This window comes from Sphaerisporangium dianthi (genome assembly GCF_042654065.1).
Lineage (GTDB): Bacteria > Actinomycetota > Actinomycetes > Streptosporangiales > Streptosporangiaceae > Sphaerisporangium > Sphaerisporangium dianthi.
In genome coordinates, this window is record NZ_JBHSFP010000005.1 from 230,862 (window position 1) to 244,224 (window position 13,363).

Annotated in this window: 10 protein-coding genes; 6 read left to right on the top strand and 4 right to left on the bottom strand. The window is 68.1% G+C overall.

From position 1 onward, the window contains the following. Positions 1–209: 209 nt before the first annotated feature. Positions 210–713 carry a 2-thiouracil desulfurase family protein gene (locus ACFO60_RS10785; RefSeq protein WP_380839706.1) on the bottom strand — a complete coding sequence of 168 codons (504 nt, stop codon included), beginning with the start codon at positions 711–713 and terminating at the stop codon, positions 210–212. A gap of 68 nt (positions 714–781) precedes the next feature. Next, the gene (locus ACFO60_RS10790; protein WP_380839708.1) at positions 782–2,017 is read right to left on the bottom strand and encodes a DUF4032 domain-containing protein; all 1,236 of its coding nucleotides are present in this window, start codon (positions 2,015–2,017) and stop codon (positions 782–784) included. Between the two features lie 568 nt (positions 2,018–2,585). Between ACFO60_RS10790 and ngcE the strand changes: the two genes are divergently transcribed. From ngcE to ACFO60_RS10820, 6 genes are all read left to right on the top strand, one after another. Next, positions 2,586–4,040 (top strand): N-acetylglucosamine/diacetylchitobiose ABC transporter substrate-binding protein, encoded by a 1,455-nt coding sequence (gene ngcE / locus ACFO60_RS10795; protein ID WP_380839710.1) that lies wholly within the window; start codon positions 2,586–2,588, stop codon positions 4,038–4,040. A gap of 6 nt (positions 4,041–4,046) precedes the next feature. After that, positions 4,047–5,000 carry a carbohydrate ABC transporter permease gene (locus ACFO60_RS10800; protein WP_380839711.1) on the top strand — a complete coding sequence of 318 codons (954 nt, stop codon included), beginning with the start codon at positions 4,047–4,049 and terminating at the stop codon, positions 4,998–5,000. A gap of 2 nt (positions 5,001–5,002) precedes the next feature. Beyond that, positions 5,003–5,908 (top strand): carbohydrate ABC transporter permease, encoded by a 906-nt coding sequence (locus tag ACFO60_RS10805; protein ID WP_380839712.1) that lies wholly within the window; start codon positions 5,003–5,005, stop codon positions 5,906–5,908. Positions 5,909–6,068: 160 nt separating this feature from the next. Then, positions 6,069–8,177 carry a M6 family metalloprotease domain-containing protein gene (locus ACFO60_RS10810; RefSeq protein WP_380839715.1) on the top strand — a complete coding sequence of 703 codons (2,109 nt, stop codon included), beginning with the start codon at positions 6,069–6,071 and terminating at the stop codon, positions 8,175–8,177. Positions 8,178–8,317: 140 nt separating this feature from the next. Beyond that, positions 8,318–8,869, top strand: a complete 552-nt coding sequence (locus ACFO60_RS10815) for a carboxymuconolactone decarboxylase family protein (protein WP_380839717.1) — start codon at positions 8,318–8,320, stop codon at positions 8,867–8,869. 55 nt (positions 8,870–8,924) lie between these two features. After that, positions 8,925–9,224, top strand: coding sequence for a 4a-hydroxytetrahydrobiopterin dehydratase (locus ACFO60_RS10820; RefSeq protein ID WP_380839719.1), 300 nt, complete (start codon positions 8,925–8,927; stop codon positions 9,222–9,224). Between the two features lie 107 nt (positions 9,225–9,331). Here ACFO60_RS10820 and ACFO60_RS10825 read toward each other — a convergent pair whose 3' ends face one another. Continuing rightward, positions 9,332–10,783, bottom strand: coding sequence for an arabinofuranosidase catalytic domain-containing protein (locus ACFO60_RS10825; RefSeq protein WP_380839722.1), 1,452 nt, complete (start codon positions 10,781–10,783; stop codon positions 9,332–9,334). A gap of 95 nt (positions 10,784–10,878) precedes the next feature. Then, positions 10,879–12,819: an alpha-L-fucosidase gene (locus ACFO60_RS10830; protein ID WP_380839724.1), complete on the bottom strand. Its 1,941-nt coding sequence runs from the start codon at positions 12,817–12,819 to the stop codon at positions 10,879–10,881. Positions 12,820–13,363: the final 544 nt, after the last annotated feature.

A 13,363-nucleotide genomic window follows, 5' to 3' on the forward strand; every position in this document is an offset into this window, starting at 1 on the left:
TCTGTGTAAATAGCGGCGAAAGGCCGGAGATAGAAGGATGTCTCATCATGTAGAAGGATTAGCCGACCAAGTAGCAGGCTTGACGTCGAACGTCGCTCGGTATTCACGCCATAAATACATACACAGCAGCATTTGTCGCGAATGTAGAAATCGCGAGCTATGCCTCTCGTGCCGGAATTCCCGCTGGGTGTCGTTCCTCCGGGGAACGATCAAGCGGTGGCGGACTCCAGATCGTCGAGGCAGGCGGCGGCTTCGGCCAGGCGGTCCTCACCGAAGACGCGGATGCCGTGCGCCTCCAGCAGGGCGGCCGTCACCCCGGCGCCGGGGGTCACCCGGCCGCGGAAGGCGCCGTCGTGGATGCGCAGGCTGCCGCAGGACGGGCTGCCCTCCTTCAGGACGGCGAGCTTGATGCCCGTCGACCGGGCGACATCGAGCGCCGACCGCGCGCCGGCCAGGAAGTGCCGGGTCACGTCGGCGCCGTCGGGGGTGAGGACGCGTGCCACGCCGGACAGCACGGCGGCGCCGCCGGCGCCGCCCTCGATCTCGGCGGGCGGCCTCGGCACCGGAAGACCGCCCTCCACCTCGGGGCAGAAGGCCACGAGCCGTCCTTCGGCGCGCCACCGGGCGAGGAGCGTGTCGTCGAGGGTCTTGGCCCGGCCGTCGAAGCGAACCGGACGCCCTACCAGGCACGCGCTGACCAGGATCCTCTCCATCCCTCCACCGTAGTCAGCGCGGCGGTGCCCACGGCCCCGCCGGGAGGCGCTCACCTACATCATCACTGTCAGGGGTTGATGGGGTCGGCGGTGTGGCCTTCGCCGATGACGGCCTTCTCGTCCGGCTTGAAGACCAGCACGGTCTGGATGTAGGACTTCAGGGCCGTCTCGAGGCCGACGTCGCGGCCCGCCGCCTCGGACATGTACCAGCGGTGGTCGAGCACCTCGTGGAAGAGCTGGGCGGGCTCCAGCTTGCCGCGCAGTTCGGCGGGAATGGCGGTGACGGTCGGCTGGAAGATCTCGGCCAGCCAGCGGTGCGCGACGATCGCCTCGTCCTCGTGCCGCAGCCCCTTCGCCACCCGGAAGGAGTCCAGGTCGTTCAGCAGCCGTCTGGCCTGGTTCTCCTCGACGTCCAGCCCGGTCAGACGGAGAAGGCGGCGCTGGTGGTGGCCGGCGTCCACGACTTTGGGCCGGACGATCAGGCGGGCGGTGCCGGCCTTGCGCCTGACCATCATCTCGGCGACGTCGAAGCCGAGGGAGTTCAGCCGCCGGATGCGCTGGTCGATGCGGTGCCACTCCACCTCCTCGACGATCTCCTCCTGAGTGAGCTCCGCCCACAGCCGGTGGTAGCGCTCGATGAGCTGCTCGGCGAAGGCGAGCGGGTCGATCGAGGGGTGCAGCAGGCCGCCGGCCTCCAGGTCGAGCATCTCGCCGTAGATGTTGACGTGGGCGACGTCGATGTCATGGCCGCGCTGGCCTTCGGTGAGCACCGGGTGGAGCTCACCGGTCTCGGCGTCCACCAGGTAGGCGGCGAAGGCACCCGCGTCCCGCCGGAACAGCGTGTTGCTCAGCGAGCAGTCGCCCCAGAAGAAGCCGGACAGGTGCAGGCGCACCAGGAGCACGGCCAGGGCGTCGAGCAGGCGGATGAGCGTGTCGGGGCGGAGCGTCCCCGACAGCACGGCGCGATAGGGCAGCGAGAACTGCAGGTGGCGGGTGATCAGCGCCGAGTCCAGCGGCTCGCCGTCGGCCGATCTCCGGCCGGTGACCACGGCCACCGGTTCGACGGAGGGGGTGTCCAGACGGCTCAGGTCCCACAGGAGCTGGTACTCGCGTTTGGCGTACCGCTCGCTGATCTCCTTGATCGCGTAGACCCGCCCGGACAGCCGGGCGAACCGGACGATGTGCCGGGAGATGCCGCGTGGCAGCGTCACGAGGTAGTGCTCGGGCCACTCCTCCAGTGGGACGTCCCACGGAAGGCGGATCAGGTCGGGATCGCTGGGAGCGCCAGTCATCTGGAGCGGCAAGCTCGGGCTCCTTGAAGATCGGGGGCGGTGCGGGCCGGGGTCGCGGGAGGCGAGAGGGAGGTACGGGTGTCTCGGTCGAGAGGGGAGAAAGCGGACGGGACGTCGGTGGGGGTGTGTTCAAGGGTATTCGCTCCCGTTCGTGCCGACGCTAGCCGTTCCTGGTGCGCCGCGGCGGATCGGTCCGGCCCGTGGACGCCGCCGGGTGTTCACCTGACGCGGAGGCGCCCGTTATTCGATCGTGACCTCGGCGGGCGCGGAGGGCGGAAGCCGACCGGACCTGTGAGGGTGTGGTCCGGGGCTGTGGGGCATCTGGTCTAGACCGGCTTCGGGGGGTGTCGAATTGAGGGGTGTTTGTGCCATCATCGGCCCATGACCTGTGCTGTTGCGAGGTTACACCGGGGTTTCGTAAAGGCCTCGGCGCGGCCCTTCGTCGCGGGTCGAATGCTGGTCGGCCACAGCTCGATCACGGCTTGGCCCATACCACTTGACGGTGTAGAGGGATGGACGTACGTTCCTCCAAACGTTTAGGAAACTTTCCTAATTGATAGCCCCATTCCTGGAGGGTTGCATGTCCAACTCCGCCGGCACGCCCCGAGAGATCACCCGGCGGCAGATGCTCCGCCGGATAGGCCTTACCGCACTCGTCGCGGGACCGGCGGCGGGCGTCCTGAGCGCCTGCGCGACCAGCGGCACCGGCACCGCCGCCCCGAGCGCCACCGCCACCGCCGGCGGCGCCGCGACCTCGGCGGCCAACCCCTTCGGGGTCGCGGCGAACGCCCCGCTCGAAGTCGTCATCTTCAAGGGCGGCCTCGGTGACGGCTACGCCACCGACGTGCACGAGCCGCTGTACAAGAAGAAGTTCCCGCAGGCGTCGGTCAAGCACGTCGCCACGCAGCAGATCTCCCAGACCCTGCAGCCCCGTTTCGCCAGCGGCGACGTCCCCGACTTCATCGCCAACTCCGGCTCGGACCTGATGGACAACGGCGCCCTGCAGTCCGAGGGCCAGCTCCTGGACCTCACCCCGCTGTTCGAGGCCCCCTCGATCGACGACCCGAGCAAGAAGATCAAGGACACCCTGATCCCCGGCACCTACGAGTCGGGCTTCGTCGCCGGCAAGCCGTACATCCTGAACTACGTCTCCAGCGGCTACGGCCTCTGGTACAACGGCAAGCTCTTCCAGGAGAAGGGCTGGGCCCCGCCGAAGACGTTCGACGAGTTCAAGGCGCTCTGCGAGACGATCAAGAAGGCCGGTCTGACGCCGTACGCCTACGCAGGCAAGAACGCCTCCTACTACCAGTACTGGATGATCCTGATCACGGCCGCCAAGGTCGAGGGCAACCAGGTCCTGATGGACATCGACAACCTGGTGGACGGCGTCTGGAACCGCGACTCGATCAAGCAGTCGGCCGCCGCGTGGGCCGAGATCGGCAAGTTCATGGACAAGAGCTACGAAGGGCTCATCCACACCGAGGTCCAGACCAGGCAGAACCAGGACAAGGTCGCGCTGTACCCGTCCGGTTCGTGGCTGGAGAACGAGCAGAAGTCCAACACCCCCGACTCGTTCGAGTACGCCGTCACGCCGACCCCGAGCCTGACCTCGGCCGACAAGATGCCGTTCGAGGCGATCCGCTCGGCCGCGGGCGAGCCCTACATCATCCCGGCCAAGGGCAAGAACACCGCCGGCGCCCTCGAGTACGCCCGCATCATGCTCTCCAAGGAGGGGGCGAAGGGCTTCACCGAGAAGTCCGGCAGCCTCACCGTCGTCTCCGGCGCCGCCGAGGGGCTCGCGCTCAGCCCGGGCCTGAAGAGCGTCAACGACGCCCTCACGGCCGCGGGCAGCAACGTCGTCACCTACAGCAGCTTCGAGAACTGGTACAAGGAGCTCGAGACCGAGCTGCGCAAGCAGACCAACTCGCTGATGTTCGGCCGCATCTCGGCCGAGGAGTTCTGCGCGAACATGCAGAAGAAGGCCGACTCGGTCAAGGCCGACTCCTCCATCACCAAGCAGAACCGGACGGTGTAGTAGATCATGCGGCATGGCGACGGCGGGCTGGCCGCGAGGCTGCTCTCTGCCCAGATGCGGACCTACGGGTTCATCGTCTCCTTCCTGGCGATCCCGCTGGTCCTGTACGTGGTCTTCGTGATCAGCCCGTACATCCAGGCGTTCTACATCTCGCTGACCAACTGGAAGGGCATCTCGGCGAACCCGCAGTACATCGGCTTCGAGAACTTCGGCCGGCTGCTGGGCGACGACGTCTTCTGGGCGGCGGTGCGCCACCACGGCCTCCTGCTGCTCGCCATGCCGCTGATCACCATCGCCATCGCGCTGTTCTTCGCGTTCCTGCTGAACGTCGGGGGCGGCAGCGGGAGCGGCAAGATGAAGGGCGTCTGGGGGTCGCGGTTCTACCGGGTGGTGTACTTCTTCCCCCAGGTCCTGGCCGTGGCCGTGGTCGGCGTCCTGTTCCAGGCGATCTACCGCCCGGACGGGACCGGCGTGCTGAACGGCCTGCTCGCCACCGTGGGCATCTCCCACGTGGGCTGGCTCATCGACACCAACCTCGCGCTCTGGTCGATCATGGGCGTGGTCGTCTGGCAGTCCGTCGGGTTCTACGTCGTGCTGTTCTCCGCCGGCATGTCGGCCATCCCGCGCGACGTGTTCGAGGCGGCGGCCCTGGACGGCGCGGGCCGCTTCCGGCTGTTCTTCAGCATCACGCTGCCGCTCATCTGGGACACCATCCAGGTCGGCTGGGTGTACCTCGGCATCGCGGCGTTCGACTGCTTCGCCCTGGTGCAGGTGCTGTCGGTGGACCGGGGCGGCCCCGACAACGCCACCACGGTGCTGCCCCTGGAGATCTGGCGGACGGCGTTCACCTTCTCCAAGTTCGGCTACGCCTCGGCGATGGGCGTGGCGCTGTTCTTCCTGACCATCACGTTCGCGGCGCTCAGCCTGCGCGTGACGCGGCGCGAGAGGATCGAGTTCTAGACATGGCGCTCCAAACCGATGCGGTGCGCGTGGCCAAGGCGCCGCGCGTGGCCACGACCCGGCGCCCGCGGAACCCGGTCGGCGTGTTCGGCGCCCTGTCGCACGTCGCGCTGATCGTGTGGGCCCTCCTGGTCATCGGCCCGATCCTGTGGACCTTCCTCGCCTCGTTCAAGACCAACCCCGAGATCGTCGGCGACGCGCCGCTCGCGCTGCCGCAGAGCTTCAGCTGGGCGGCCTGGGGGCGGGCGTGGGACAAGGCGCACGTCGGCAGGTACATGCTGAACACCGTCTTCGTCGTGGGCGTCAGCACCTTCTTCACGATGCTGTTCGGCTCGATGGCGGCGTACGTGCTGGCGCGCTACCGGTTCTGGGGCAACAGGGCGATCTACTTCCTGTTCGTGTCCGGGCTGGCGTTCCCGGTGTTCCTCGCGCTGGTCCCGCTGTTCTTCGTGGTCAAGGGCTTCCACCTCACCGACACCTACACCGGCGTGATCCTGGTCTACATCTCCTACTCGCTGCCGTTCACGGTGTTCTTCCTGACCGCCTTCTTCAAGACGCTGCCCACGTCGGTGGCCGAGGCGGCCATGATGGACGGCTGCTCGCACACCCGGACGTTCTTCCAGATCATGATGCCGATGGCCAGGCCCGGCCTGATCAGCATCACGATCTTCAACATCCTCGGCCAGTGGAACCAGTACCTGCTGCCGATCGTGCTGCTGTCGGGCAACGTCGAGGACAAGTGGCTGATCACGCAGGGCATCGCCAACATCAACACGAGCGCCGGCTACGAGGCCGACTGGCCGGGGCTCTTCGCGGCGCTGAGCATGGCCATCCTGCCGATGCTGATCATCTACATCATCTTCCAGCGGCAGATCCAGTCCGGCCTGACCGCCGGCGCCGTCAAGTAGTCGCCCCGCGCCTCGGGGGTCTTCTCCCTCGCTTCTGCCGGACTTTTCGCCATTTGACGGATAAACCCCCTTTCGGAGTTCGGTCAAGTGATGGATGATCTCCGGCAAAGGTGTCGTTGCGTCATGGGCCGTTCGCCGGTCCAGACGGAGGGGTGAGGCCGTGACCGAGTCGTCGACCCATCGCAGGAAGAGACGACTGACAGTACTGTTCCTCGCCGCCGTGCTGGCCCCCGCCGGGCTGGCCGCGGCGCCGGCCTTCGCGGAGCCGCCGCCCGAGCCGGCCAACCCGTGGCAGGCCGACCACTGGCCACAGCGGCAACCGTGGCAAGAAGGGGAGCCCGCCTCCGTGGTCAGGGGCAAGCCGGGCGGCCCGGCCGTGATCGACCCGCAGAACTGGAAGAACCCCGACCACATGACCTGGGAGGACTACAAGCCCGTCCCTGGGACCACGTGGGCGGACCCGGCGGGCGTCGCCTCCAAGCGCACGTTCAAGGGCGCGCTCGTCCTGCTCGACTACCCCAACCAGGCCTTCGTGGTGACCCGGCCGCCGCACTCGACCGTGTTCGGCAACCCCAGCACCGAGGCGCACGACATCCCCCGCGACAAGGTCGCCCAGTTCTACAAGGACTTCCTCAACACCCCGAACCAGCTCAACCGCGGTCACACCATCAACGAGTACTGGATGGAGGACTCCGGCGGCCGGTACGGCGTCGACCTCACCGCCTTCGGCCCGTACGAGATGCCGGGCAAGTCCCACGAGTACGCGATGGAGTTCCAGGCCGGCACCGCCTGCCCGGCCGGGGACACCTGCAACCGCAACATCCGCACCGACGGGCGCGCCGCCTGGTCCGCCGACGCGGGGGAGGCGACCCTCGGCCAGTACGACTTCGTCTTCTACCTCAGCGCGGGCCAGGACGAATCGTCGACCTGGCAGGAGTTCGGGTCGATCAAGTTCCCCGCGAAGGAGCAGGTCACCGACGTCTTCGGCCCGCCCGACCCGAACCTGCCCAACTGGGCGAGGACCCGGTACGTGGAGTGGACCTCCTGGGCTTCGGCGTCCACCATCTGGCCGAACGCGGGCGGCGGCTCCTCCACCCAGGCCGAGAGCTCGGGCCAGGGCGTCTACGCCCACGAGTTCAGCCACATCCTGGGCATCGGCGACAACTACAACAACCCGTTCGGCGTGCCGCCGCGCCGCGCCTACACCGGCATCTGGGAGATGCTCAGCCGGGGAAGCTTCAACGGCCCCGGCGGTCCGCACAGCCGCTGGACCATCCCGCCGACGGGCGGCGGCTCGATGGGCGCGCAGCACATGCTCCGCAACAAGATCAAGCTGGAGATGGTGGACGAGAAGAACGTCCTGCGCCTGTCCCGCGAGGCCCTGGCCGCGTCGGGCCTGGTCGTCGCCCGGGTGACCGCCCGTGAGGTGCAGCCGGGCGAGAAGGACCTGTCCGGGGTCAACATCGCCCTCGGCACCGGCGACCTCAGCCCCGCGTGCGACGTCACCACCGACCCGCTCTGCGACGGCGGGGGCTACCACAACTACACGATCGAGGTCGTGGACCGCATGGGCGCCGACTCCTTCACCCCGGACGCGGGCGTGCTGCTCGCCAAGACCAAGAACCAGGACCAGGCGCCGTTCGAGTGGGTCATCGACGCCAACCCGCAGGACATCGGCATGACCGACTATGTCCTTCCGGACGGGACGCGCGTCCCGATCACCATCGGCGACTACCGGCAGCTGTCCGACGCCCTTTTCCACGCGGGCGCCGACTCCGGCAGCGAGTACGAGTACGCCGACCAGGCCAACCGCCTGCACTTCTACGTGCTCGACGTCCGGCGCGACAAGAAGGGCGTGCTGTCCTACACCGTCGCGGTCCGATCCCTGGACGGCGCCGGCCCACAGCGGCGCGGGGTCAGGGTCCTGCCGAGCGCGGCGGTCGCCAAGGGGACCGAGTGGGCGCAGTGCCGCTTCCCGCTGGCCAACACCGGCAAGGCCGCCGCGGCCCAGGGACAGCACCCCGAGGACGTCAGCGCCTACCTGAAGTCGGACGTCTACCGCCTGTCGGCGACGGTGGACGGCAAGGGCTGGACGGCGTGGGCGCCGAACCGGCTCGCCGCCGTCGGGTTCGGCGACAGCACCCTGGTGTCCGTCTACGCCCAGCGGGGCAAGGGCGGCGACCACCTGGCGCGGCTGAAGCTGACCGCCACCTCCGAGAGCGACCCGTCCAAGAAGTCGACGGCCACCTGCGGGCTGGTCGGCGTCTGACCGGCTCGTCCCGCACCGGGGCGGGCGCGGCACCGTGCCGCGCCCGCCGGCCCCACAGTCCCGCGCCAGGCCCGCACGGGGCCCGGCGCGTCTCCGCGTCCGATCCGGCGTGGCCCGGACGCGCACACAAGGGAGAATCCATGCCGCACATCGAACTCGGCAACGACGCGCCCGGCATCATCGGACTGATGAAGTACCGGCCCGATACGGCCAAGGTGCTCAACGAGCTCGCCGAGATCCTGTTAAGAGGGGACAACACGCTGACCCGGGGGGAGCGCGAGCTCATCGCCTCCTACGTGTCCAGCCTCAACCAGTGCCGCTTCTGCCACGCCTCGCACGCCGCGTTCGCCGCCGCGCAGCTGCCCGGCGGCGCGGACACCGTCGCCCACGCCTGCGCCGACCCCGACACCGCGCCCGTCTCCGACAAGATGAAGGCGCTGCTGCACGTCGCCGGCGCGGTCCAGCGCATCGGCACCGACGTCACCACCGCCCACATCGAGGCGGCGCGCAAGGCCGGCGCCACCGACGTCGAGATCCACGACACCGTGCTCATCGCGGCGGCCTTCTGCATGTACAACCGCTACGTCGACGGGCTGGGCACCTACGCGCCCGAGGACCCTGGGGCGTACAAGGAGATGGCCGACCTGATCGTCGGACGGGGATACGGGGCATCGCTGTCGGCCGAAGGATGAGCCGCGCCGCCGGGGACGGGCGACAACCGTCCCCGGCGCGTGAAAAACTCCTGCCATGGACAGGTTGGACGAAGCGGCGATCTCCACTCGGCTGGGCGCGGTGCCCGACTGGCGGCGCGAGGGTGACGAGATCAGGCGCACGATCGTCGCCCCCGACTTCCGCACGGCCATCGCCATCGTGAACGACGTGGCCGAGCAGGCGGAGAACATGAACCACCATCCGGACATCGACATCCGGTGGCGCCGGCTCCACCTGGCCTTGACCACCCACGACGCCGGCGGCCTGACCGAGAAGGACTTCACCCTCGCCGCCCGCGTGGACGCCATCGCCGCCGACCACGGCGCCACCGCCTGATCCGCCTGACCGCCGCGACGTCCGCCTAGGCGGTGTCCCCCGGCCGGGCGCCACGGGACGGCGTCCCGCCGGGGTTCACGTGATGTGCGGCTCTCGCTGCCGACGGTTCAGCCGCGCAGGCTCCATCGCTGGTTGGCCTGGCCGTTGCAGGACCAGAGGATGAGCTTGGTGCCGTTGGCCGTGCCGGCGGCGTTGGCGTCCAGGCACCGTCCGGACTGCACGCCGGTGATGGTGCCGTTGGAGTTGACGTTCCACTGCTGGTTGGCTCCGCCGTTGCAGTCCCAGATGACCACCTGCGTGCCGTTCGCGGTGCCCTGCGCGTAGGCGTCCAGGCACTTGTTGCCGTACACCTGCAGCTGCTTGCCGGAGGTGGAGGTCCACCGCTGGTTGGCGCCGCCGCCGCAGTCCCAGATCTGCACCTGGGCGCCGTTGGTGGTGCTGCTGTTCGGCACCTCCACGCACCGGTTGGACTGGCCGCCCACGATCTGGGAGCCCTGCTGCGGGGTGCCGCCCGACGGCGCGTAGCCTGCTGCGGTGATGTTGGCCTGGACGGCGTTCTCGGTGTCGGCCGTCGGGTAGCCGGAGGTCATGACGCCCTCGTAGAAGGTGCCGCGGGCGCCGTTGCTGTTGTCGCCGCCGATGCCGAGCAGGATGGCGCCCTCCTTCTTCATCGGGTGGTAGCCGTTGGGGCGCCGTCCGTCGAAGTAGTTCGTCAGGCCGCCGGACTGCGCGTTTCCGCCCCGGATCGCCCAGTGGTTGGGCTCGCCCTTGACGATGGCGGTGACGAAGCGGTGGTTGATGGACGGCATGGGGTTGTATCGCGCGTTCACCCCGGAGAAGAGCCCCCACTCCATGTCGGCCATGATCCAGGGGCCGGCTCCGTCCCCGTAGCCCCACCAGTTGTTGTTGCCGAAGTAGATGGCCTCCATGATGCCGATGTCGTCGGCCTGGCCGTTGGTCTGGGCGTTGCCGTAGTCGAAGCAGCATCCCCCGTTGTAGTGGGTGCCGTCGAAGACGGCGTACATCCCCTCGGGCTGATCGCCCTTGGCCACGCCGTTGGTGCTGTTGTTGCGGTAGCCGGTGCCCGGAGCGACGTAGACGCCGTAGGCCTTCTGGCCGCCGATGGTGATCGGGGCCGCGGTCGCGTTGGCGAGGTTGTCGATTCCGCCGGGGCCGGGGCCGGGCACGGCGCCGCCGGGCCCCTGGGTGAGGCGGTTGTTGCGTCCGGACTGGTCATAGATGATGGTGATGACGCAGGTGGTGCCGGAGCAGAACGAGTCCTGGGCGGCGGCGTCGGCCACCCCGCCCGCGCTCAGCACGCCGATGTCGCGGGTGGTGTTGTCCGAAGAGCGACGCACCTGGTACAGCGAGCCGGTGTAGGCGCCGTACAGGGCACGAGTGGTGCTGTGCGCCGCCACACACGGCGTGCCGCCCGCGGCGTAGATGTCACACGGCTGCGACGCCGCGGCCTGGGCGGTGCCGGAGCCCGCCAGTCCGGCGACGGCGAGCAACACGCCGGCGCCCGTCGCGACCGCTTTTCTCAGGTTTCGGAGGAGCATGGGGGAGCCTCTCGCTGAACGTTAGCGCTAACATGACGGTGGAAGGCCGAACCATCGACTTCACCGCGAAGCGGGTGAGGTCGTCGGTCACAGGGTCAGGTTCGTCTCCACTTCTGGTTGTTCTGGCCGGTGCAGGTCCAGATCTGGACCTTGGTGCCGTTGGCGGTGCCCAGGGCGCTGACATCCAGGCACTTTCCGGCGCCGACGGCGGTGATGGTGCTGTCGGAGTTGAGGCGCCATTTCTGGTTGTTCTGGCCGTTGCAGTCCCAGATGATCACGGGTGTGCCGTTGGCGGTGCCGTTGCCGTTGACGTCCAGGCACTTGTTGCCGTACACCCGTAGTTCGCCGGCGCTGGTCGTCGCCCACTGCTGATTGACGCCGCCGGTGCAGTCCCAGATCTGCACCTGGGCGCCGTTGGTCTGGGAGGCGCCGTTGACGTCCAGGCATTTGCCGGAGTTGACGTCGCGCAAGGGGCCGCTGGTGGTGGCGGGCGTCTTCATCGGCCCGTTGAAGGTGAGCTTGACCACGTAGGCCAGCGCCGAGTAGGGCTGGCCCGGCAGGGTGATGTGCAGACCGCTGCTGTCCTGGGTGCGGGTGGGCAGGTCGATGTAGGTGCCGGCGGTGTTGCCGATGAGTTCGGTCTTGCTCAGGTTGGACAGGTCCATGCGTCCGCCGGCCAGCGAGGCGAGGTTGAGGGTGGAGCCGGGCCAGCCGAGCACGGTGGCGTACAGCACGGTGTTGTCCTTGCTGCGGGTGTAGCGGATGTCCTGCCCGGTGCCGGCCCGCGGCTCCACGAAGCTGCCGCCGCCCATCTTGGTCGGTCCCTCGCCGTAGGTGGTCCAGGCGCGGGTGGAGTAGATCGACTCGCCGTTGCGCTTCAGGTAGGTGCCGATGGCGTTGAGCAGGTCCTTCTGCGTCTGGGGGATCGAGCCCTCGGCTCTGGGCGAGATGTTCAGCAGCATGTTGCCGTTCTTGCTCACGCGGTCGACCAGCGCGTGGACGAGCGCGGCGGAGCTGTAGTACGTGATCGTCGGGGTGTAGGACCACGACGGGTTGCTGACGGCGTCGTCGGTCAGCCAGTAGGGGTTGCGGATGTCGGCGGGGCCGCCGCGCTCGTAGTCGTACACCTCGCCGTTGGTGTTGAAGCCGTCCTTGTAGGCGGCCACGACCTCTTTGCCCCAGGCGTTGGCCTGGTTGTAGTAGTACGACAGGAAGTCGAGCCGCTTGGCCTCGTCGACGAGGTACAGGCCGCCGTCCTGCCAGATCATGTCCGGCTGGTACTTGTCGACGACCTCCTTCAGCTTGTCGTACCACAGCTGCTGCTCCTGGGCGTTGCCCAGCTGCCCGTACAGCTTCTTCAGCGTGGTGGTCGACTGGGCGGGCACGTGGTCGTAGTAGCCGGTGAAGTTGTACAGGTGGTGCATGGTGACCAGGAACTTCAGGTTCTTGGCGCGGATCGCGTCGGCGAACAGCCGAACCAGGTCGAGCTTGGGCCCGCGGTCGACCGAGTTCCACTCGTTGACCTGGCTGTCCCACATGGAGAAGCCGTCGTGGTGCTCGGCGACCGGCCCGGCGAACCTGGCCCCGGAGTCGGCCACCAGCTGCGCCCACTCGCCGGGGTCGAAGGCCCCGCCCTGCGACTTGAGCTTCGGCGTGAACTGCACCCAGTTGCCGGCCTTGTCGCGCGCGCCGTCGATGAAGTTGTGGTACGGCCACGCCGAGGGGTCACCGTAGACGCTCTTGTGGTGGTTGTTCTCGGGGGAGCCGGGGAGGTACATGGTGCGCGGATACCACTCGGTGCCGTACTCGGGCGTGGCGAAGGCGCCCCAGTGCCAGTAGACGCCGAATTTCGCGTCCTGGAACCATTCCGGAGCGGCGGGATGCTGGTCCACCGACGCCCAGGTGGGCTGGTAGACGGCCGGGGCGGCTTCGGCCGTGCCTGTCACGGCGGGCACGGTGAGCAGGGCCCCGGCGAGCAGAGCGGTACCGGCCACAGCGGTCCGTTCGCGTAGCCGCGACAGCTTGATGGAGGGCACGCTGACTCCTGTCGACGGTGCGGTCGTATCGATTCGATAGCGCCTCAGCACCACACGGTAGGGATCGGCTTTCCACTGTCAAGGCAGAAAGTTTCCGGACCGGCTGTCGTACATGGCGCTCATGCCGAGGGTGCGCGGGCGACGGCGCCGTTGGCTTCGGCCTTCCGGCCGGAGGAGGCGAAGGGCTCCTCCGTAGAAATATTTCCAGGAAACCGATGCCCGGCACGGACAGCTGAAAGTTTCATACTCATTTCGCGTCGGCGCCGCCGAAGCAGTCTGACCAGACGGCGTCAGAGGGAAGCAGTAAGACGCCCCGGACGCGTTCGACAGCGTCACAGGATGGACGTAAGTCACGCAAGGCGACAGCCGTCTCGCCTTGCGTTGCGAAACTTTCGGGCTCAATCCTTGGATAAGCGTACTTGGCAGCTGTTCTGGATAGGCTTATTGTGTGCGCGAATCGATTCGACGCATCGGCATCAGCTGTGGGATGAAAGTTCAGCGCGCGCCTCTCGAATGATGTGGCCGCGTACGGGTGAACTTCTCG

Bases quoted from the DNA above. Each gene is read 5' to 3' on its own strand.
- ACFO60_RS10815 (WP_380839717.1), top strand. From the start codon at position 8,318: ATGCCGCACATCGAACTCGGCAACGACGCGCCCGGCATCATCGGACTG.
- ngcE (WP_380839710.1), top strand. From the start codon at position 2,586: ATGTCCAACTCCGCCGGCACGCCCCGAGAGATCACCCGGCGGCAGATG.
- ACFO60_RS10785 (WP_380839706.1), bottom strand. From the start codon at position 713: ATGGAGAGGATCCTGGTCAGCGCGTGCCTGGTAGGGCGTCCGGTTCGC.
- ACFO60_RS10825 (WP_380839722.1), bottom strand. From the start codon at position 10,783: ATGCTCCTCCGAAACCTGAGAAAAGCGGTCGCGACGGGCGCCGGCGTG.
- ACFO60_RS10805 (WP_380839712.1), top strand. From the start codon at position 5,003: ATGGCGCTCCAAACCGATGCGGTGCGCGTGGCCAAGGCGCCGCGCGTG.
- ACFO60_RS10820 (WP_380839719.1), top strand. From the start codon at position 8,925: ATGGACAGGTTGGACGAAGCGGCGATCTCCACTCGGCTGGGCGCGGTG.
- ACFO60_RS10800 (WP_380839711.1), top strand. From the start codon at position 4,047: ATGCGGCATGGCGACGGCGGGCTGGCCGCGAGGCTGCTCTCTGCCCAG.